Here is a 21238-nt window from a genome sequence, read left to right as displayed (position 1 = left end):
GTCGTGCCCAGGATGCGGATCCGCCGGGGGGAGTGCTCGATGGCGGCCAGAACGTACTGGCGCTGTCCGGTCAGAGTAACCGTCTCGAGGGACGGGTTCTCCTTGACCAGGCGCAGGATGAGGGTGCGGACGGAGCGGACGGCGGGCGTCCGGGGCGTCCTGGTCGGCAGGTGCGTGCGTGGCGCCGTTTCATGAGGTCGCGGTGCCGGCGCAGGGTGGTGTCCGGTCGGACGAGCAGTCGCAGTTGGCGTAGTACCTCGCGAGGCAGCGGGGTCAGCAGTGCGGCGAGGAAGGCCCGGTCCCCGGGAGTGAACTTCGCCTTGTCCGTGCCGAGCCCCCGTTCAAGGACGATGATCTGGTGACGCAGGGCAAGGATCTCGATGTCCTTGTCCCGAACGCTCACCGGCAGCAGCCGCAGCGCGGCGAAGGCGTTGGTGACGGCGAGGCAGGCAAGACGCAGCAGCACCGGTGACCATCACGCCTGGAGCCGGGCAGCTCCTGGCATGCGGGAGCCGGCCGAGCGATCACACCCACTCAGTGACAGGCAGACGGCTGCGACAGGGCCGGCCAGGCGCGCTGAAAGACGGGGAACGAGGTCGTGGGACGACCCGCTCGCCCGCCGCGCAACGCGTTCTTCTACACTGTTGTAGAAGATCTAAGTCCGTGACCGGGAGGTACGATGCCGCGCGTTCCAGACTCGGCGATCCCGATGTGCGTCGTGTTGCCGGTGTTTCCGGCCCAGGAGTACCTGCCCGCGTATCTGGACGCGGGCACGCAGCAGTCCTTCACCGACTTCGAGATGATCGCGGTCGACGACTCCTCGCCGGACGATGGCGGCCGGATCCTCGACGACTACGCTCGTCGTGACTCCCGGCTGCGGGTGGTGCACCGGGAACGCAACCGCGGCCTGGGCCAGGCCCGCAACGTAGTCGAGCGGGAGGTCTGGCACCACACGATCATCGAGGATGATGCCAGGGTGCCTACCGCCTCGCGGCGACGCATCTTCCACCACATGTCGGAGCAGTTCCGGCGCTACCAGCCGGGCCCGTACCGCCATCCGCTGGGCGCCCGCGGGAGCAAGTTCCGGCTGGTGGAGCGTGACGCCTACCGGCTCTTTCTCGCGCTGCGGCCGGCGGACCTGGCGCGGCTGAGGCTCCGCGCGGGACGACGCCTGATTGGCGGCGGCCGGTGAGTGGGCGCAGGCGGCTTTCTCGCTGCCTGCCGGCCGAGGTGGCCGTGTTCGTGCTCGCGTTCATCGCACGGATTTCCGTTGTGTTGACGAGCAACGGTCTGCGCGGCAATTTCGGCTATGACGCCAGCGTGTACTACTCGGCCGCCGATGCGTTGACGTTCGGCCGCCTGCCGTATCGCAACTTCGTCTTGTTGCACCCGCCCGGGCTGATGCTGGCGCTGACACCGTTCGCCGTGCTCGGACGGATGAGCACCGATCTCACCGGTTTCGTCGCCGGGAATCTCGCGTTCACCGCGCTGGGTGCGGCGAACGCCGTACTTGTCATGCGCGTTGCCCGGGCAATGAACCTCGACCGGCGAGCCGCGATCGTCGGCGGAGTCTTCTACGCGGTCTGGTTGGGATCGGTGCATTCGGAATACTTGAGCCGTCTCGAGCCGCTGGGCAATTTCGCTCTCCTGTGTGGATTGCTCACCTACTTCGGCGGCCGCCGGTCCACGAGCCGCTATCTACCGCTGGTGTGCGGACTGGCGTTCGGAGCGGCGGCGAGCGTCAAGATCTGGTGGGCCATCCCGCTGCTCATCGTGTTGGCCTGGCACGTCCCGGCCGACCGGCGACGCGATCTACCCAAGGTCGCGGCGGGCGCAGCCGTCGCGCTCATCGCCATCGACGGGCCGTTCTTCATGGCCGCACCGAGCCAGATGTGGCACATGGTCGTCACCGAACAGCTCGGCCGTAACCGAAGCAGCGTTACTCCAGGAGCCCGTCTGAGTCAACTGACCGGGGTGCAGGGGGTCGTGTCTCACCTGAGTCATCCTGCCGCCGTGGCGATCTCGGTCCTGCTCATCGTCGTGGTCTTGTGCATAATGGCGCTCGCGTGGCGGATGAGAGCCGCCAGAGTCGTGGTCGTCCTCGGGGCCATGATGGGCACCCTGCTCATGACGGCCCCGTCATGGTTTTTCTTCTACTCCGACTACCTCGCGCCAACGGCGGCGCTGGTCACCGCCACGGCCGTCAGCCGGACGGCGGTGCCAACGACGGCCCGGCCCGGCCCGATCCTGCGAACGCGCGTGATCAGCTGGGTGTCCGTCCTCGCTGCGGCGGCGACTACCTACACGTATCTGACCGGACCCCACCAACCGGTCAGCACTTTTCCCAGCACCCGGCTGGCCAGCGCCGTGCGCCACACCCGGTGCGTGATGTCCGATTCACCGATGGGGTTGATCCTGCTGGACACGCTGAGCAAAGACCTCGGCGACGGCTGCCCCAACTGGATCGACGTCACCGGCCGCACCTACGGCGTGGATGCGGCAACCTATCCCGGCGGAAAGCCCCGCCCCCGCGTCGCCAACCCAACGTGGCAACGCGACCTGCTCAACTACCTACGCAGCGGCGATGCGGTGATGCTCATCCGGACATCGGGGACCGGCGTCAGCCGCCAAACCCTTACCGCGCTACGCCGCGGCGGAATACTAGCCACCGCCGGCGGCCACACCATCTACCGCACCCCACACTGACCCGCCCCGGTCAGCGCAGCGGGTCTGGTGAAACGGTGTCTCCCTCAGGGGCGGGATGCCCGTAGCGCCACCAGATCGCACCGCGCGGGCCGGGCTGGGCCAGGGCGGGCAGGATGGTGGCCAGGATCGGTATCGCCGCGCCGTAGCCGATGTGGTGGTCGAAGCCACCGCCGATCGGTGCGCGTGGGCGTGCGCTGGCGCACCGGCGCCACCGACACCGTCACCCGCAGGCGGCCCCACGCCCCCCGCACACCGCCCGAAGCCGTCCAGCTGATCCGCGAACTCGCGCCGACCACCCACTCCGCAACCCTCGCGCAGATCCTCAACGAGTCCGGCCACCGCACCGCCCACCAGCAACTGTTCACCGCCCACATCGTCAGCAATCTGCGCCACGACAACAAGATTCCTGCCGCGTCCCCACCGCCAGGATCGATCACTGTCAAGGAAGCAACCGCGCGGCTGGGCATCAGCACCGGCACCGTCTACGACTGGACACATCGCCGGAAGCAGCCGGATCAAGCACCGCAAACCCAGCACTCCAGCCAGGAGAGCCGTATGAAACCAACACCCTCGTCATGGACCTCGATGACGCCCGCTCCCGCGTGCGATTCCTCATCCGGGACCGGGACGGGAAGTTCCCCGCCCTGTTCGGCGCCATCCTCGCCGCAGTTCTACAACGGCCACCGCCCGCATCAGGGCATCGCGAACGCCTCGGCGGCGGGGTTCGCTCTGGACCCGGCAGCTCCCATTAGGTCAGGAGCCGGAAGTGTCATGCATTGGACAGTCCCGGACAGGGTGGCGGGGACGGTCAGGCGTCAGGCGCCGAAGACCTGGAACTCCGAGACCTGCCCGGCCGGCCAGCCGGTGTTGGCGGTGAAGGTGAGCCGTACGTAGCGGGTGGTGACGGTGGACGGGAGGGTGAGGGTCGCGGTGTTGCCGGTCGCCGGGTCGAAGGTGTGGCCCGCCGAGGCGAGGAGCTGGGTGAAGGTGCCGCCGTCTGTGCTGCCCTGGACGGAGATGGTCTGGGTACGGGTGGCCCAGGCGGTCGCCGGGGGAAGGTAGAGGACGATCCGTTTGACGCCGGTGGCGGCGCCCAGGTCGACCTGGACCCACTGCGGGAAGGCATTGTTGGCGGACTCCCAGTAGGTGTTGGTGTCGCCGTCGGTCGTGTTGCCCGAGACGTATGTCTGGGTGTGGCTGCTCTCCGAGGTGGAGCGGTGGAGGGCGAGGTTGATGGTGCTGGAAGGGGGGTCGGTGGTGACGGTGACCTGGTTGGAGGGCTGCGACACGTTTCCGGCCGCGTCGAGGGCGGCGACATCGAAGGTGTACGCGGTGGACGCGCCGAGTCCGGTCACGGTGAACGAGGTGGCGCTGGTGGTGCCCACCTGTGTGCTGGTCGAGCCGGAGACCTGCAGGACGCGGTAGCCTGTTACGCCAACGTTGTCGGTCGAGGCGCTCCAGGCCAGTGAGACGGAACTGCTGGTGTGCCCGGTGACGTTCAGGGCACCCGGCGCGGTGGGCGGTATGGTGTCGCCGCCGGTGGGGACGATCGGCTGGGTGGGGCGGGTGGAGGTCAGCGCTATCTGGCCCTTGAGCATGCGGCCGCCGTCGCCGGTCAGGCGGAGGTAGTAGTCGGAGGAGCAAGCGGTGCCGTCTTCGTCGAGGGCGAGGAAGCCGGAGTTGGTGGGCACCCATGCCTGTGTCTCGGCGGTCTTGGCGATCTGGTTGCCCTCGTTGTACTCGTCGAACATCGAGATGTAGATGCCCTGCACCCCGGCCCGGACCATGTTGTAGAACTGCCGCCACATGAAGTCGCCGTGCACGCGCTGCCGGGCGGAGACGTCGCCGGGCAGGACGCAGGGCTGGTAGTCGATGCCGTTGGCGTTGCAGTCGGCCTGATCGCCGACGGTGTAGGTGTTGTAGGCGTTGTCGGCATCGGTCACATTGCCGATGGCGCCGACCATCCACGGCGAAATCATGTTGAAGGCGTGGTAGACGCCGAGATAGCCGGCCCGTGAGCCCCCGGTGCCCGTCCGCCATTCGCGCGGGACGCCGCCGATGACGTAACAGCCCTGTCCCTTGAACCAGTTGATGACGTCGAGGCAGGCGTCGCTGGTGAAGGGGTGGTTGCTGTCGTTGAAGCCGAAGCCCCAGATGCAGACGACCGGCTTGCCGTTCTGCTTCGCGTACGCCGAGGAGGCGGTGTGCGCGGACATCTTGTTCGTCCAGTCCGTCTTGATCTCGGACTGCATGTTCGTCCAGTTGGTGACGTCGTACATGATGTAGAACTTCCGCCCGTACGACTCGGCGGCGCTGCGCACCTTGGTCGCCATGGCGTCGCGGGTGGGGCCCTCGCCGCCGGTGGGGTTGAAGCGCTGCAGGCCGGCGGTGTCGATGCTGTTCTGCTGCATCCACAGGAAGTGCGTGTTCACCGTCTGCTGGTCGTACGAGGAGAACAGCGTGGCGGGCTGGCCGTTGCCGAGGTTGGCGTACGAGGTCTGGTACGTCTTGGTGTAGTCGCGCACGTCGGGCCAACAATTGATGGCGGTGTTGGACGGGGACGGCGACTGGCCCCAGTTCTGGGTCCAGTGCCACCAGCCGTTGATGGGCGCGCCGTCGCCGGTGCAGGCGAACCAGCCCTGGTAGCCGACACTGATCTTGCCGACCACGTCGCCCGGCGGGCTGGCCGCTGACGCGGTTTCGGCGAGTACGGTCTCGGTGGCTCCAACGGTCCCCACCGCGGTGGCCGCGATCGCGGCCTGCAGGAAGACCCTGCGTGTGACACCCATCTGGACTCCTCCGGTCAGCTGTCAACTTCCGTCGACTACGAGCCGAGTGCACTTCGGTGGCCGGCCGCCCCGGCCGAGCCTTTGGGATAGAGACGGTGCCGCCGAGTGCGTGTGCGCTCGGCGGCACCGTCGGGGGTGGATCAGGTGTTCCAGACCTGGAACTCCGATATCTGTCCGGCCGGCCAGCCGGTGTTCGCCGTGATGTTCACCCGGAGATACCGCTGGGTGGTCGCGGGGAATGTGAGGGTGACCGTGTTGTTGGTGGTGGGGTCGAAGGTGTAGGTGGCCGATGCCTTGATGGTGGTGAAGGTCGTGCCGTCGGTGCTGCCCGACAGGGACAGGGTCTGGTTGCGGGCACCCCAGGTGGCGGGGAGCTGGAGGACGACGCGGCCGGCGCTCTGCGCGGAGGCGAGGTCCACCTGTACCCATTGGGGAAGGGCGTTGTTGGCGCTCTCCCAGTAGGTGCCCTGGTTGCCGTCCGTCACGTTCGACGACGCGTACACGTCGGCGTGGCTGGACTCGCTGGTGGCCTTGCCGGCGGCCAGGTTGGTGCTCACCGTGCCGGCGCCGGTGCCGGTCAGCGCGACCGTGGTCGTGCCGTTCGAGGCGTTGCTGGCGATGCTGAGGTTGCCGGTGCGGTTTCCGGACGCGGTGGGCGTGAACTTGACGCTGACCGTGCAGGAGGCGCTCGCCGCGATCGACGTTCCGCAGGTGTTGGTCTGCGAGAAGTCGCCGGTGGTGGTGATACCGGAGACTGTCGCGGCCGCGGTGCCGGTATTGGTCACCGTGACCGTCTGCGCGCTGCTGGTGGTGTTGAGTGCCTGGCTGGGATACGTCAGCGAGGCCGGGCTGGTCGACAGGGTCGCCGCTGTGGAGCCGCCGCCGCCGCTGCTGCTGGGGAACACTTGGAAGTCCGACAGCTGGCCGGCGCTCCAGCCCGTGTTGGCGGTGATGTTCACCCGTACGTACCTTGCTGTGGCGGCGTTGAAGGTGATGGTCACCGTGTTGTTGTTGGTGTTCGGGTCGAAGGTGTATCCGGCCGAGCTCACGATCGTGGAGAAGTTAGAGCCGTCCGTGGATCCCAGCAGCGACAGGGTCTGGGTGCGGGCACCCCATGCCGTCGACGGCGGGAGCTTGAGGACGACCTTGCCGACGCTGTAGCTCTGGCCGAGGTCGGCCTGGGCCCATTGCGGGAAGGAGCCGTTCGCGCTCTCCCAGTATGTCGAGGCGTCCGGGTCGGTGAGGTTCGAGGCGACGTACGCACCGCTGCTGGAACTCGCCGACGCCGGCCGGCCGGCCGCGATGTTGGTGGTGCTGTCGATGCCGCTGCCGGCCAGGGAGACGGTGGTCGGGCTGTTGTTGGCGTTGCTGGTCACGGTCAGGTTGCCGGTGCGCGATCCGCCCGTGGTGGGCTTGAAAGCGACGCTCACCGAGCAGGACGCACCGACGGCGAGGGTGGAGCAGTTGTTGGTCTGGCTGAAGTCGCCGGTCACCGCGACGCCCGAGACGCTCGCCGAGGTGGTGCCGGAGTTGGTGACCGTCACCGTCTGTGCGGAGGCTGAGGAGCCGACCACCGTACCGGCGAAGGACAGGGTCGCCGGGTCGGTGTTCAGCACCGGGCCCGGCGCGGTGCCGGTGCCGGAGAGGCTGACGGTGTTGGTGGTCCCGCCCGCGTTGACGGTCAGGGATCCGGTGCGGGTGCCGGCCGCGGTGGGCGTGAACTTCACGGTGACGGTGCACGAGCCGTTCGCCGCGATCGAGGAGCCGCAGGTGTTGGTCTGGGCGAAATCGCCGCTGGCGGAGATCGAGGAGAGCGGCGCGGCCGAGCCGGTCGGGTTGGAGACCGTCACGGTCTGCGCGGCGCTGGTCGAACCGGTCGCGACCGAGCCGAAGTTCAGCGCGCTCGGGGTGGCGGTCACACCCTCGTCCGGGTAGGGCGGGTAGACCGGAGCGGGCCATGGGCCGCAGTACGGCGTGCCGCTGATGCCGGTGTTGCCGCCGCCGTCGGTCACCGCGAAGTTCCCGCCCTCGCAGCTGTATACCGGGGAGGAGTAGCCGACGCCGGTCGCCGTGACATTGGTGAACGTCGCCGCGCCGCCGGTCTGCTCCTGCAGGGCGAAGGTGCCGGTACCAGCGATGGTCACGTTGTTGAGGTTGACCCCGCTGATGGTGCCCTCGACCCATTGGACCGCTTCGTAGGGACTCTGCTGGATCAGAGCGTTGGTCACGTTGACCGGGCCGGTGATAGCGCCCTGGCTGCCGTCGAACCACAGCGCGCCGACGCCGAACTGCCAGTTCGGGTCGAGGCTGCCGTCCCGGATCATGGTGTTGCCGGAAATCGTGGTGGTGCCGACCGGCGTCGAGGAGAAGCGCTGCCCCACGTGGATGCCGCCGCCCTGGGCCAGGCCGGTGTCCACCACCCGGTTGCCGCTGACGGTGTTGTCGTGGCCGCCGTAGATCGCGATGCCGTTGGCGAGGATCTGCAACTGCACGGTGTTGTTGGAGATCGTGTCGAAGGCGTCGGCGCCGAGGCCGGAGTCCGCCCAGGTGGCGATGCCGTCGTCGCCGGTGTTGCGGAGGTCGCTGTTGGTGACCTTGGAGTTGGTGACGCCGCCGTGGAAGTTGATGCCGTCCGCGGTGGTGTCGCGGATGCGCATGCCGCTGAAGGTCAGACCGTCCATCGGCCCGTCCATCCAGGCACCGACCTTTTCGTGGTCGATCCACAGGTTCGACACGGTCGAGTTGCTCATCGCGCCGCCGATGCCGTTGACCTGGGCGCTGTCGTTGCGTTCCTGGACGTTGCCGAAGATCGCGAAGTTCTGCAGGTGCACGCCTGTGCTCGGCGACGGCGCGGAGTTGCCGTAGAAGCCGGGCGCCGTACCGGTGACGGTGGAGTACCACATTCCGGCACCGGCGATCGTCACGTTGTTGACGCTGATGTGGCCCGGGATGTTGTACGTGCCCGGCGGGATCCACACCGTGCCGCCGGAGCCGGCCGCACTGATCGCGGCGTTGAAGGCGCTGGTCGCGTCGCTCACGCCGGTCGCGTCGGCGCCCTTGCTGGTCACCGACACCGATCCCGAGGGCGCGGTCAGCGCCGCGCCTACCTGCTCGAAGTCCGCGAAGTCGATCGTGTACGAGGACGCGGTGTCCTCGGCGTCGACCTGCAGCTTGAAGGTGGTGCCGGCCGGATAGGAGGTGGAGAACAGACGGTGGGCCTCGTCGAAGAAGTGGTGCGGGTTGCTGCCCGGCGTATTGGTGAACGGGTAGCTGCCGTAGTACCAGCTGTATGCGTTGGTCAGGGTGAAGTTGGGCTGCTTGGTGCCGTTGATGTACAGCGACAGCGGCGCGGTGTAGACCGAGCCGCCCGCGGTGTCGGGGATGCTGTACCGGAAGTCGATGGAGTTGGTCGCCACCGGCGTGGTGAACGTGACGTACTTGCCGGTGCCCTGCAACGTCGTGGCCTTGCGATACGACGCCTCGTCGGCCAACTGGCCCTGGGTGTAGCTCGGGCCGATGCCCGTGCCGTTGGTGGCGGAGTTCTCCGCCTGCACCTCGACGTACGGCAGGCTCGCGCCGCTGCCACCAGTGGCAGCCACCGCCGCCCACGCCGGTTGAACAGCCAGCGCGAAGACGCCGCCGGCAGCCAGCACCACGGTACTGACGATTAAGACGAGAGCTCGCCTCAGATCTCGGATGGACTGGAACACCTATTGCTCCTTTCAGCACGGAATGCCGGACCTGCGCCGTGAGCACCGCCAGCGAAGGGGAACGGGGGGGGTGAAACGAGCACACAAGAGACTGACGCGGTACAAGGCACAGCAAGGCACCTCGCCGACACTGTGAGCGGTGGGTGGCGAGGTGGATCGAGAGCTGAGTGCGGACGGTGAGAGGCGGGTGACGGTGCAAGGGGACCGTAATACCGTTGACATTCGCGCGCAATATCTGAACGGATTTTTGCATAATCCAGATTTTTGCCTGCAAGATCCAAAGTGACGCCGCGAGGCCGCATCCAACACCGGGCTTCCCAGGTGGTGGGGACACCACCTGCCACTGAACCGTGAGCCCCGAGAGCCCCGTGGGCCCGGGTAGGCACGAGGACGCTCGAACTGAGTGGGCAGGGACCAGGCCCCCACAATCGACCGCCGCAGACGGGCCCGGGCTGAGCCCCTCGACGAGGAGGCCAACCGCTCGGCGAACGGCCCGAGCCCCTTGGCTCTGTGGCGCTTGTCCAGATGCTCGGGGTCCCCGACCGGGTGCAGAACGAGACCGTCGGCTTCGACCACCGGATCGGAGGGGACGCCTGACCGCCGGGGCGGCGGGCTGAGCGGGGGCCCGGGCGGCCCCCGGCGGCCCCCGGGAACTGGGCAAGCTGGGCGGCCTGGGCGACTTCTGCGGCCCCGCCGGCCCGGACGCCTGCGGCCTCAGCAGTCCCGGCACTACCCGCACCGGTAACCCCGGCGACCCCGGCATGACAGCCGGGGCAGGCCGGGGAGGGTGCGTTCCGACTGGTCGGGTGCTCCTCAGCAGGTGGATCCGAGTCCCGGCCGCGCCGCGTACGGAGGCGCCCGCAGCGGTCGCAGAGCCGGTCGCTGCCGACCGGCGGCTCACGCGACCGGCTCTGCGACCGGGACCCGCCAGAGCCACCCGCCGAAGGGGGGACGTTCTTGGCCTGCGCGCCGCGGCTTGTCGGGGCCTAGGTGGGCGGGGCGGCGAGCTGGGCTGCGCGGATGGTGAGGTAGCGCCGTTCCGGCAGGCTGGTCGTACGGTTCGCGGCTGCGCGGTAGCTCTCGATCGCGGCCTGAAGGTCGCCGCCCATCTCCAGGAGATGGGCCCTGACGGCGTACAAATGATGGTGCCCCGCCAGGCGTCCGTCGGACTCCAGGACCCTCACAATGTCGAGGCCGGCGGCCGGGCCGTGCACCATCGCGGCAGCGACGGCGCGGTTGAGCGAGACCAGGGGATTGGGCGACATGTGTTCCAGCACTCCGTACAGTGCGAGGATCTGGGGCCAATCGGTCTCCTCGACCGTCGCCGCCTCGTCGTGAACGGCGGCTACTGCCGCTTGAACCTGGTAGGGGCCGACGGGGCCCGTGGGCAGGGCTTCGGTGATAAGCGCGACTCCCTCGGCGATGGCCTTGCCGTCCCACAGGCTGCGGTCCTGTTCGGCCAGCGGGATTAGCTCGCCGCCCGGCCCTGTGCGCGCCGGGCTCCGGGCGTCGGTGAGCAGCATCAGCGCGAGCAGCCCGGTGACCTCGCTGTCGTCGGGGAGCATCTGGTGCACCGCCCTGGCCAGCCGGATCGCTTCCCGTGAGAGCTCGACGCGCAGCAGGTCGGGGCCGCTACTAGTGGTGGAGCCCTCGGTGAAGATCAGGTACAGGACGTGCAACGCCGCGTCGAGTCGAGGTGCCCAGTCGTCGCGGTCCGGCATGCCGAAGGGGATTCCGGAGGCCTTGATGCGCTGCTTGGCCCGGCTGATCCGCTGTGCCATGGTCGTCTCGGGCACCAGGAAGGCGCGGGCGATCTCGGCTGTGGTCAGACCTCCCACCGAGCGCAGGGTCAATGCGATCGCCGCCGCCGGCGACAACGCGGGGTGGCAGCACATGAGCAGCACGATGAGGGTGTCGTCCCGCCCGGCGGGGTCCTCTGTGTCCGCCGGGCGGGACGACTGCCGGTCGGCCGACATCCGCCTGGCTGCGAGATCTTCGCGGCGGCGCCTCGCCTGCTCGCTGCGCACCTGCTCGGTCATGCGGCGGCTCGCGACCTGGATCAGCCATCCTCGCGGATTGTGGGGCATCCCCTCGTTCGGCCATTGGGTCGCCGCGGCCAGCAGCGCCTCCTGGACCGCGTCCTCAGCGGCGTCGAAGTCTCGGAAACGCCGGGTGAGCACGCCGACGACCTGCGGCGCCAGCTCGCGCAGCAGGTCGTTGGCGTTCACGTCCGCGTCAGCCAGTGCTCACATCTCCCCGGGCGGTGCCGACATCACCTGGCGCACCTCGATCGGCATATTCAGCGGAGTCCCGCCGGGGCCGGGGGCGGCCGAGACAGACGCGGCGATCTCCACCGCCCGCTCGGGCTTGTCGCAGTCGACGATCCAGTAGCCCGCCAGGAACTCCTTGGTCTCAGGGTAAGGGCCCCCGGTGACCACGGGCACGCCGCCGGCGTGGGAGCGGACGATCCTGGCCGTCTCCGGCATCGCCAGGCCCTGGGCGTCGACCAGTTCCCCGGCTTCGGCGAGTTTCCTGTTGGTGTCCTTCATGAACGCAATGTGCGCCTTGAGCTCCTCCGCGGTCCAGGTCCCGATCCCTGGGAAGTCCGCTGTCTGCTCGCTGAACTGCATCAGCAGCATGTACTTCACGGCCTGCTCCTCACATTCGCGCGCTCTTGTCAGGCGCTCTCACTGATAGGTAGAAGCACGCGCGACGATTTCGACATCCCCGAGCAAGGACCTGCGAAATTTTTTGGGAGCAGTGTGGTTCAGGCGCAACGCCGACCAGTGGCTACGGCCGCCTGGTCGACAAGGAAGAACAGATCGAAGCCGAGACAGCCAGGCCGACGACCTCGTGCCCGGCTCCGAGGAGTTCGAGGTCGACTGCGCACCCGACGTGTCCGGTCGCGCCGGTTACGAATACACGCATGGTGCACTCCTTCTATGCAATATGGAGTACTGGCCGGATGCGGCACCCCGACGGTGCCCGGCCAGTGATTCCACCGTGCGGCCACAGAGCGCCGCGGGTCCAATGAATGTTTCGTATGCGGTGATACGGGTCGCGTATCACCACAGTTCATGGCCATCACTCGGGGGTTTGTCAGGGAAGACGAGAGCTACGCTGGACGCATGCCCGACTCGCCACTGCCCCAGGCGGACCTCGACCTGCGGTTGGTGCAGTGTTTCACGGTCGTCGCCGAGCACCGGCACTTCGGCCGCGCCAGCGGACCGTACGGAGACGTGCTGGGAGCGGGCCGGCAGCATCGGCGTGGACGTGCCGTCCTCCGCGTCGTGGGTCAGCGCACTGTGGCGGAGCCGGTGGAGCGTCCAGCCCTCCAAGTCGTCGATGTCCTCGGGGCGGGCGAGGGGTTGGCGAGCAGTCGGGTGCTCTCCTCGGAGAGCTCTTCCGCGCGCCGGTAGGCTCGACCGAGGCAGGCCAGGCCCTAGCGGGCGCCGCTGAGGCTCGCTCCGGCGTCCGCGGGCAGCCGGAGGGGCTCCACCCCCGACAGGCAGGCCAGCGCCGCCATCACCAGGAACGCCACCTCGTAGCTCTCCGCGCCGCCGGCCCCGGCGCCGACGACCGCGTGCACCAGCGGCGTGCTCAGCCGAAGCACCAGCGCTCCGACCGCGACGCCCAGCCCGGCGGCGAGTTGCTGGAGGGTCGCCGCCAGGGTGTTGGCTCCCGCAAGCCCGGCCCGCCCCACGTCGGCAAATTGCAGGGAGTTGTACGCGGTGAACCCTGTCGAGCGGAAGACCCCGCTGGCCAGCAGCGTCAACGCGGTGATCCCCAGCGGTGTGGCCGGGGTGAGCAGTGCGCAGCCGATGAAGCTCGCGGCGAGCCCCGCGGTGCTGCCGAGCAGCACCGGGCGGAAGCCGAAGCGCCGCATCAGCGGTGTGGTGAACGGCTTGATGCCGATGTTGCCCACGAACACCGCCATCACCACCAGCCCGGTGCGCAGCGGCGACCAGCCGAAGGCGTCCTGGAAGAGCAGCGGCAGCAGGAACGGCGCCGCGCTGACCACCGTGCGGAACAGCGAGCCGCTGAAGGTCGCCGCCCGGTAGGTGCGGACCCCCAGCACTCCCAGGTCCAGCAGCGGGTGCGGGGTGCGCCGCAGGTGCCGGACGGCGGCCGTCAACAGCCCCAGGCCCAACGCCGTCGCAGCCACCCCCCAGCGGGCCCCGCCGTCCGTGAGGTACTCCATGCCGAGGACCACCGCAGCCAGCCCGGTACCGATCAGCGCGAAGCCCCCCCAGTCCAGGCGCACCGGATCCGCGGCGCGCTCGGCGGCCGGCACCATGCGCCGCGCGAGGCACAACGCGACCACGCCCAGCGGCAGGTTGACCAGGAAGATCCAGTGCCATGACAGATACGTCACCAGCAGGCCGCCGAGCACCGGCGCCAGCACCGGCGCGACCAGTCCCGGCCAAGTGAGATAGGCGATGGCGGTGATCAGGTCGCGTCGGTCGGTGGTGCGCAGCACCACCAGCCGCCCCACCGGGACCATCATCGCCCCGCCCAGCCCCTGGACCACCCGCATCGCCGTCAGCACCGGCAGGTCCGGGCTGAGGGCGCACAGTCCGGAGGCGACGGTGAACACGGCGATCGCCAAGCCGAAGACCGGGCGCGCGCCCCACCGTTCGGTCAGCCAGCCGCTGGCCGGTATGCCCACCGCGAGGGTGACCAGGTAGGCGGTCATCGCGACGTTCATGTCGGCGGGCGCGACGCCCAGCGAACCTGCCATCCGGGGGGCGGCCGTCACCAGGATGGTGCCGTCCAGGTTCTCCATGAAGAACGTCCCTGCCACCAGCAGGGCGATCCCCCGGCCAGGCCAGCGGCTCACCGGCGCCCGGAGGCAGGTCGGTCCCGCAGCGCGTCGATCGCCCACAGGACCAGGGCGATCAGGACCAGGACCGCCCCGAGCGCGGTCACCCCGGTCCACCCCCACATGCTGTGCACGGCGCCGGACGCTCCCGAAGCAGCAGCGCCACCCAGGAAGACGGTGGTCATGTAGACGGTGTTGATGCGGGCGCGGGCATCGGGGCGCAGCCCGTAGATCACCCGCTGGCTGAGCACCTGGTGGCACTGCACAGCCAGGTCCAGCAGTACCCCGGCGACAGCGAGCACCACCACGCTTCCGGCGCCGACGCCGGCCAGGACCATGGCGGCGATCCCCAGCACGAGTGCGGTACCGCTGGCGGCCTTGCCGTGCCCGAGGTCGCCGAGCCGGCCGGAGACCGGCGCGGCGACCGCACCCGCCGCGCCCACCAGCGCGAACGCGCCGATGCCGATCTGGCCCATGTGGTGGCGGCGGATGAGCTCGAAGGCCACCGAGGTCCAGAAGCAGCTGAAGGCTCCGAACAGCAGAGCCTGGCAGATCGCCCGCCGCCGCAGGATGGGCTCCTCCCGGGCCAGGCCGACGATGGACTTCATCAGGTGCCCGTAGCCGTGCGGGTGGTCCGGATGCCGCCGGGGCAGGAGCTTGACCAGCACCGCCGAGATGACCACCATCAGCACGCCGGAGATCAGGTAGATCGCCCGCCAGCCCCAGGCGGCCGCCACCAGGCTGGCCATGGTGCGGGCCAGCAGGATGCCCAGCAGCAGCCCGGTCATCACGGTGCCGACGAACTTACCGCGTTCCTCCTCGGGAGCCAGGTGCGCGGCGAACGGAATGAGGATCTGAGCGACCACCGAGGTCACCCCGACCAGCACCGACACCACCAGGAAGACCCCGAAGCCGGGTGCTACGGCCGCCGCGACCAGCGCGGCGGCCGTAATCAGCAGGGTGCGGGAAGCCAGGGCGCGGTTCTCCAGCAGGTCGCCCAGCGGCATCAGCGCGACGAGGCCGAGCGCGTAGCCGAGCTGCGTCACGGTGACCACCAGCGCCGCCGAGCCCTGGCTGACCTTGAAGGCCGAGGCTATGGGGTCGAGCAGCGGCTGTGCGTAGTAGATGTTCGCCACCGACAGTCCGCAGGCCGCCGCCAGGACCAGCATCACCCTCCGCAGCGCTGGCCGCGCCATGGGCGGCAGTCGGATAGGTGCCGCTGTGTCCGTCTCAGTCACGGGGGATCCTCGTCATAATTGAACGTAACGTTCACTATATCCAGACCCCCTGTGCCGCCGGCGACCGGGCCTTCGAGCGCGGTGGCCGCCCGGCGCACGCTCAGGTGGTCAGCACCGCCTTCATCACCAGCCCGCGGCGCCCGCGGCCATCGCCTCGGCGTGCCGCTCCAGCGGGAAGGCGGTCACAGGGTTCGCCAGGTCGAAACGGGCGGTCAGCGCCGGGCCGTCCGAGGCGGAGCGGTTCGCCCCGCAGGCGCGGCGGTTCTCGCACAGCGTCGGCTCCCTGTGCAGCCGGCACGGCGGGCGGATGCCGCAGGGATGGAGGAGGCCCCACATCATCGTGTCGCCCTGCCGCAACGGTTCTCCGGTCGCGTCTGGCACTGCGGCCGCGCCCAGCTCCCTCGATGACGCCCAGCCCCTCGTGCCCGAGGACGGGCTGGGGTCGGGATCGGCGGATGCCCCCTGCTGCAGGTGGTCATCGGTCCAGCAGATCCCGCCATAGCCGGAGGCGACGATCATCGCGCCGTCCGGTGCCGGCGGAACGGCGAACTCCCGCAGCGCGAGCGGACAGGCACCGACGGCGCCCTGGCCTTCCTCTCGCCCATCCTGGGCCGGCCGGGGGTCGCGGTCACCGGCTCTACACCTCGGCGGAGCCCTCTTCGGCTCCCAGCGGGTGACCGCGGCCAAAGCGGCGGGCGTCCATCCCGTACTGTTCGCCGCGGCCAACAGCTCGGGCGGAGCGCTGGGCAAGATGATCGCACCACAGAATCTCGCCATCGGTGCCGCGGCCACCGCAATGGCGGGCAGCGAGGGCGAGGTGTTCCGGCGTGGGCTCGGCTGGAGCCCGGCGATGCCGCTGGTGATGTGCGTCCTGGTGTATCCGCAGGCGAGCACCACCCTGTCCTGAATGATCCCCTGAACAGCCGCGGCAGAACAAGGCGGTTCTGGATTCCGGCCCATGAGTGTGTTGGATGGAGGGATGAACGACTCACTCGGTACGCCACAGCATGGGGGGGCCGTGCCCGGTCATGCCCGCAGGGGACCTGGTCGGCCGCGCAGCGAGCAGGCGCGCCGTGCCGTGCTGAAGGCGAGTATGGAGTTGCTTCAGCAAGGCGGGCTGCGGGCGATGACGACCGACCAGATTGCCAGCCGGAGTGGGGTGAGCAAGGCGACGATCTACAAGTGGTGGCCGAACAAGTACGCCGTCGCCGCTGAAGCGTTTCTGACGCAGATGTTCGCCGAGTCCCCCGATTCCGACACCGGTTCCGCATACGAGGACTTCCGTATCGCCGTGCGGGGCATGGTGCGATTCTATGCGAGCCCGAGCGGTCGGGTGTTCGCCCAGCTCGTGGCGGAGTCGCAAAGCGATCCGGTGGTCGCTGCTGAGCTGCGGGACCACCTGATCGGATCCAGGCGGGCGCTCGTGCGAGCCATCTGGGCCCGCGGTGTCGACCGAGGCGAGTTGCGGGCGGATGTCGACCCGGAGGTCGCCATCGATCTGTTGTTTGGCCCGGCGATCTACCGCTTGATCGCCGGGCACGCGCCGCTGGACGAGGCGGCGGCGGACGAGATCGTACGCACCGCGATGCGCGGCCTGGCCGGCTGAGACTTGTCCCTTGGGTGATCGTCGGGTTGGATGGCGATGCCGTGGTGCGGGCGGCGATCGACGGTCCGCCGAAGGCCCGTCGGACCCTTGAATCGCGGAGCACTTGACCGTTCCGGCTGCCTCTTACCGAGCTGTACGGCGCGCGTTGGGCTGTCGTCCCGACGGTGCGACCAGCGGGTTTGTCGGTGACGACAAGCCCGCTGGATGCGTTCGGGGCACACGTGATGGCACGGTGACGGCGGATGCCTGCCCCGGTCAGGTCGGAAGGCGCGGCATTGAGCGCCCTCTCTCGCAGGACCGTTGCCGGACCGGTCAGCGTGGTCCAGGGCGCGGCCCAGCGCGGTGACCGCGTTTCGGGCGGCCTGCGGCAGCAGGTGCCCGTAGAGGTTGACCGTGGTGGCCGGCCTCGAGTGCCGCAGCGTCTTGGAGACCACCGCCAGCGGCACCCGCGAACTGCTCATGATGGTGCCGCCGTATGGCGCAGGTCGTGCACCCCGATCCGCGGCAGACCGGCCTCCGCCGCCCGCCGCCGCAGCGCGACCAGCACCCAGCCGCTCGTAGAGAGCTGGGGTTGGCCATGCTGCCGGCCGGTGGCCCACGCCGAGGGCGTCTCCGGCCGGGCCATGCTCGAAGCCTTCATCCGCGGCGAACCGCGGCTGCGGCTTCGGCGGGCCACGGCGCTGCGTACGCGGCGGCACGGGGCATGGCATACCGGGTCGCCAAGTGCCGGTGAGGGCACGCGGCGACCCGGTACGTCGGTCCGGGTATGTCAGTTGTCGTCGGGGCAGAGGTGGAGGGCGAGGACGTTGTCGCCGGTGACGGTGACGTGGACGCGGCCGATGGTGCCGGTGTCACCGCTGTTGGCGAGACGGAAGTCGGTGCCGGCGTTCTCGCCGTTGTGGAAGGCGGCGTCGTCCACGGTGAACGTCGCGGTCTTCCACGTGTCGGTGCCGGTCTTGGCGACCGATGGGGACTGCTTGTAGGCGCCGTTGGTGGAGTCGTACTGCATGCTCCAGCTGCCGGTGCCGTGGTCGTAGTAGTCGATCGTCACCGTCGCCTGGTATTGGCCACCGGGGACGATGGTGTTGTCGACGTCGAAGTACTCGAAGGGTGAACCGTCCGTGGTGGACCGTCCGGAGCGGCCTCCGATGGTGACGGGCGTGGTGTGGCCGTCGCCGTTGTCGCGCAGCCGCATCCCGCATTCGGTGTCGGTGGTGCCCAGCGTGTCGCAGGCGGTCGCGGCGCCGTCGGCTGCCGGTACGGTCACCACGACCGCGCCGCCCGGCAGCGCCTTCCCGTCGGCGGTGCGGAAGCTCACCTTCACCGGGTGGTAGCCCGACGGTGTGCCCTGCGCGACGGCGATCGTGACGGGCACATCGGCGGTCGTGGCATGGGTGAGGTCCAAGGTGCCCGAGGACGGGGTCACGCTCACCCCGGCGATGTCGGAACCGGCCGTCCAGCGGACGGTACCGGCGTGTCCGGCGAGCGAGGAGGCGCCGACGGTGGCCGGAAGGCTGGTGCCGCCGGGGGTCACCTGGGTGCCGGTCGGGGTGAGGTAGCCGATCGCCGGTACCTCATCGGTCCGGTAGGACGGAGGCGCGGCCTTGTCGCTGGTGGCCCAGTGGGTGTCGGGGCTGGTGGACAGGCTGATGTCCAGCGCGCCGCCGCGCGTGGCGAACGAGGCGGGCAGAGCGGTGGACCCGTACGACCGGCCGTTCAGCTGCATCCCGGTGACGTACGGCGCGTTGTCGGCGGCCTGCGGCGCGTTGATGGTGATGGTCCGGCCCGTACCCAGGCTGATCACGGCGCGCTTGACGAGCGGGCTGTTGAGCGCGAGGGTCGGGGTGCCGGGGGTGGCCGGCATCATGCCGAGCGCCGCCCATACGTACTCGGAGGAGAGCGCGCCGTTGTCATCGTTGCCGGGCAGGCCGTCCGGCGCGGTCGTGAAGAGCTGGGTCTCGAAGCGCCGGGCGACCTCCTGGGTCTTCCACGGCTGGCCCACGTAGTCGTACACCCACGGTGCGGCGGTGTCGATCTCGTTGCCCGCCCAGTCGTACGGGGCGTTGCCGCCCGCGTTGAGCTGGCTGAAGAAGTCGTCCAGCCGCGGGATCACCTTGTCCTTGCCGCCCATCGCGGCAACCAGACCCGCGATGTCCTGAGGGACGAGCCAGTTGTACTGCGCCGCGTTGCCTTCGTCGTAGCCGTCCTGGCCGAAGGTTCCGGCCGGCGGGGTCTGGAAGCCGGGGCCGGCCGGGAAAGCGCCGTTGTCGTCGCGCGGCCGCAGGTACCCGGTGCTCGGGTCGAAGATGTTCTGCCAGTTCTGCCCGCGCTTGGCGTATGTGGCCGCGGTCGTGCGGTCGCCGATCGCCCCGGCGAGCTGGGAGATGGCGAAGTCGTCGATCGACCACTCCAGGGTCTCCGAGGCGCCCTGCAACCCGTGGTCGCCTTGCGAGGTGGCGTTGTTGGGGGCGTAGCCGAGCCGGACGTAGTCCTCAACTCCCGGCCGTTCCGTCCAGCCCCAGCCGACCTTCTGCGACTGGGTCGCACCCTTTTCCATGATGGGCAGCGCGTCGGCGACGTTCACTCCCCGGGCGCCGAACGCGACGTACTGGGCGAACAGCGGTACCCCGTTGTCGCCGTTCATCACATTGCCGGTCATGTTCTGCGACGGCCACTTCGGCCACCAGCCGCCCTGTTGCTGCGCGTCACGCAGCAGCGAGTTGGCCATGTCTCCGGCCCGCTGCGGGTACAGCATGGTCTGCAACGGCGCCAGCGACCGGTAGATGTCCCAGTCGGAGAACGTCGCGTACTGGGTGTGCCCGGCGGGCACTCGGTGGATCACGTTGTCGAAGCCGATGTAGCGGCCGTCCACGTCGTTGAAGACGCTCGGCGACTGGAAGGACCGGTACAGCGAGGTGTAGAAGGTGGTCAGCTCGTCGGTGGACGCGCCGCCGACATCGACCTTGCGCAGCAGGGTGCGCCACGCCGCGCGGGTGTCGGCCTGCACGTGCTTGACGTTCCAGCCGGGTATCTCGGCGGCCATGTTCTTCGCCGCACCGGTGGTGCTCACGTACGACATACCGACTTTGGCGGTCACCGTGCTGTCGGTGGAGGTGTCGAAGGTCAGGTAGGCGCCCGAGCCCGGGCCGGTCGCGCTCGACGAGCCGGGCGTGACCGCGGTGCCCTGCCAGGTGCCGTGCGCGGTGAAGGGCCGGTTGAAGGTGATATCGAAGTACATCGTGTACTTGCTGTTGTTGCACAGCCCGTGCGGCGTGGTGGTGCCGGCCAGTTCGTGGTCGTTGACCACCTGCACGTCGGCGGTCAGGTCACCGCCGAGGCTGGTGCCCGACTTGACCAGCACCTGGGCCTGGCTGCCGGACGGATAGCGGAATGAGGCGATCCCGGTCCGGGTGGTGGCGCCCAGGTCGACCTGCACATTCGAGTCGGTGAGCGCTACCGAGTAGGAACCGGGCGCGGAGTGCTCGTCGTTGTGCGAGAAGTGCTCGGTGCGGCCGGCGGGGTTGTCCCCGACCGCGCCGGTCACCGGCAGGATCGGGATGTCACCGAACGATGAGCAGCCACCCGAGAAGTGGTCAAGGCTGAAGCCCTTGATGGCGTCGTCGGTGTACGAGTAACCGGTTGGTCCTGACTGCGTGTCGGGGCTGAACTGCATCATCCCGAATGGCGCCGTCACACCGGGAAACGTGTTCTCCCAGTCGACACCCTTCTTGGTGCCGATCATCGGATTGACGTAGTCAGTCGGATCGGACACCAACTTGACGGGTGCCGGTGGCGCTGGCGCGCCGGCGACCGCCGACGGGACGCCCGTCACGCCCGCCGCCAGTGCCAGCGCCACCGCCGCGATCCCGAGTCCGCTCCATCTACCGCTTCGTCGATCCACCACGAGCCTCTCTGGTTTGTCGCTGCGTCGCTCTCAAGGCCGACTGCGCGACGTAGAACAAGGCGCATGACATCGTTGTCACCGCGTTGGCAGTTTGGACCGGCGGTGAGCACCCGTCAAGAGCGCACACAGATCTTCCACAAGCGCGACCCGAGCCTGCTCGACGGCGACCTTCCGGGCCTGCGGCTCCGGCCGCCGGCCGGGGGTCCTAACAATCGGGCGTTTGCCCGGGACGGCCCCGACGGCTAGGTGTGCCTGCAGCTGTACCGCACCGGCAAGTGCGAGCGCGCCGGCTACGAGTTCCGGCCTCACGCACGTCGAAGCCTGCGGCGTCACTACTGCCCCGCGGGCGCTGTGGCACGGACCGCGCCCGGAGCTAAGGAGATCGTGCCTTCGCGTACGGAGATCGCCACCCGCATCAGGTCGCGGAAGTGCGTCTCGATGAGGTCCCAGCTGATGACGTTCT

At 69.2% G+C, this 21238-nt stretch carries 17 protein-coding genes and 1 pseudogene; 6 read left to right on the top strand and 12 right to left on the bottom strand.

Annotated elements, in window-relative coordinates; all coding sequences use genetic code 11:
• Positions 1-70: 70 nt before the first annotated feature.
• Positions 71-466: a hypothetical protein gene (locus FCI23_RS59755; RefSeq protein WP_322973855.1), complete on the bottom strand. Its 396-nt coding sequence runs from the start codon at positions 464-466 to the stop codon at positions 71-73.
• A 213-nt stretch (positions 467-679) separates the two neighbouring features.
• On the opposite strand from FCI23_RS59755, the gene FCI23_RS63075 reads away from it, so the two are divergent.
• The 3 genes from FCI23_RS63075 (at position 680) to FCI23_RS56450 (ending at position 3600) form a co-directional block, all read left to right on the top strand.
• The gene (locus tag FCI23_RS63075; protein WP_322973854.1) at positions 680-1192 is read left to right on the top strand and encodes a glycosyltransferase family 2 protein; all 513 of its coding nucleotides are present in this window, start codon (positions 680-682) and stop codon (positions 1190-1192) included.
• A gap of 50 nt (positions 1193-1242) precedes the next feature.
• Positions 1243-2706, top strand: a complete 1464-nt coding sequence (locus FCI23_RS18070) for a hypothetical protein (protein ID WP_136724910.1) — start codon at positions 1243-1245, stop codon at positions 2704-2706.
• Positions 2707-2883: 177 nt separating this feature from the next.
• Entirely contained in the window at positions 2884-3600 is a 717-nt protein-coding gene (locus FCI23_RS56450) for a hypothetical protein (RefSeq protein ID WP_169316828.1), read from the top strand.
• Here FCI23_RS56450 and FCI23_RS18065 read toward each other — a convergent pair.
• The 5 genes and pseudogenes from FCI23_RS18065 to FCI23_RS18045 all read right to left on the bottom strand — a co-directional run.
• A complete protein-coding gene (locus FCI23_RS18065) occupies positions 3522-5495 on the bottom strand; it encodes a discoidin domain-containing protein (protein ID WP_136724909.1) in 1974 nt (657 codons plus the stop codon). The two genes, FCI23_RS56450 and FCI23_RS18065, sit on opposite strands and share 79 nt — an antisense overlap.
• A gap of 140 nt (positions 5496-5635) precedes the next feature.
• The gene (locus FCI23_RS18060) at positions 5636-9151 is read right to left on the bottom strand and encodes a choice-of-anchor D domain-containing protein (RefSeq protein ID WP_246143800.1); all 3516 of its coding nucleotides are present in this window, start codon (positions 9149-9151) and stop codon (positions 5636-5638) included.
• Positions 9152-10191: 1040 nt separating this feature from the next.
• The gene (locus FCI23_RS18055; RefSeq protein WP_246143799.1) at positions 10192-11433 is read right to left on the bottom strand and encodes an RNA polymerase sigma factor; all 1242 of its coding nucleotides are present in this window, start codon (positions 11431-11433) and stop codon (positions 10192-10194) included.
• Positions 11434-11451: 18 nt separating this feature from the next.
• Complete coding sequence (locus tag FCI23_RS18050; protein ID WP_246143804.1) at positions 11452-11844, bottom strand: YciI family protein; 393 nt, start codon at positions 11842-11844, stop codon at positions 11452-11454.
• Between the two features lie 169 nt (positions 11845-12013).
• A pseudogene (locus FCI23_RS18045) lies at positions 12014-12133 on the bottom strand (3-beta hydroxysteroid dehydrogenase); the annotation flags it as partial.
• Positions 12134-12333: 200 nt separating this feature from the next.
• Between FCI23_RS18045 and FCI23_RS59745 the strand changes: the two are divergent.
• On the top strand, positions 12334-12624 hold the full coding sequence (locus tag FCI23_RS59745) for a hypothetical protein (RefSeq protein WP_246143798.1): 291 nt from the start codon (positions 12334-12336) through the stop codon (positions 12622-12624).
• A 23-nt stretch (positions 12625-12647) separates the two neighbouring features.
• On the opposite strand, the gene FCI23_RS18030 is transcribed toward FCI23_RS59745, so the two are convergent.
• From FCI23_RS18030 to FCI23_RS18020, 3 genes are all read right to left on the bottom strand, one after another.
• Positions 12648-14045, bottom strand: coding sequence for an MFS transporter (locus tag FCI23_RS18030; RefSeq protein WP_211265382.1), 1398 nt, complete (start codon positions 14043-14045; stop codon positions 12648-12650).
• A complete protein-coding gene (locus tag FCI23_RS18025; RefSeq protein ID WP_211265381.1) occupies positions 14042-15265 on the bottom strand; it encodes an MFS transporter in 1224 nt (407 codons plus the stop codon). Before FCI23_RS18025 ends, FCI23_RS18030 begins: the two co-directional genes overlap by 4 nt.
• Before the next feature lie 123 nt (positions 15266-15388).
• The gene (locus tag FCI23_RS18020; protein WP_136724905.1) at positions 15389-15784 is read right to left on the bottom strand and encodes an MDR/zinc-dependent alcohol dehydrogenase-like family protein; all 396 of its coding nucleotides are present in this window, start codon (positions 15782-15784) and stop codon (positions 15389-15391) included.
• 154 nt (positions 15785-15938) lie between these two features.
• Between FCI23_RS18020 and FCI23_RS63780 the strand changes: the two genes are divergently transcribed.
• Both FCI23_RS63780 and FCI23_RS18010 read left to right on the top strand, forming a co-directional pair.
• The gene (locus FCI23_RS63780; protein ID WP_211265380.1) at positions 15939-16172 is read left to right on the top strand and encodes an L-lactate permease; all 234 of its coding nucleotides are present in this window, start codon (positions 15939-15941) and stop codon (positions 16170-16172) included.
• Between the two features lie 186 nt (positions 16173-16358).
• Positions 16359-16871, top strand: a complete 513-nt coding sequence (locus FCI23_RS18010; RefSeq protein WP_211265379.1) for a TetR/AcrR family transcriptional regulator — start codon at positions 16359-16361, stop codon at positions 16869-16871.
• A gap of 457 nt (positions 16872-17328) precedes the next feature.
• Here the strand turns inward: FCI23_RS18010 and FCI23_RS56445 are convergent, their stop codons facing one another.
• The 3 genes from FCI23_RS56445 to FCI23_RS63775 form a co-directional block, all read right to left on the bottom strand.
• Positions 17329-17496, bottom strand: a complete 168-nt coding sequence (locus tag FCI23_RS56445; protein ID WP_169316840.1) for a hypothetical protein — start codon at positions 17494-17496, stop codon at positions 17329-17331.
• Positions 17497-17640: 144 nt separating this feature from the next.
• Positions 17641-20643, bottom strand: a complete 3003-nt coding sequence (locus FCI23_RS18005) for a GH92 family glycosyl hydrolase (RefSeq protein ID WP_246143797.1) — start codon at positions 20641-20643, stop codon at positions 17641-17643.
• A gap of 464 nt (positions 20644-21107) precedes the next feature.
• Positions 21108-21230, bottom strand: coding sequence for a Tn3 family transposase (locus tag FCI23_RS63775; RefSeq protein WP_136724937.1), 123 nt, complete (start codon positions 21228-21230; stop codon positions 21108-21110).
• Positions 21231-21238 lie beyond the last annotated feature (8 nt).

The sequence above is a fragment of the Actinacidiphila oryziradicis genome (assembly GCF_005047355.1).
Taxonomy (GTDB): Bacteria; Actinomycetota; Actinomycetes; order Streptomycetales; family Streptomycetaceae; genus Actinacidiphila; species Actinacidiphila oryziradicis.
This window is presented reverse-complemented; position numbering and strand designations above follow the sequence as displayed.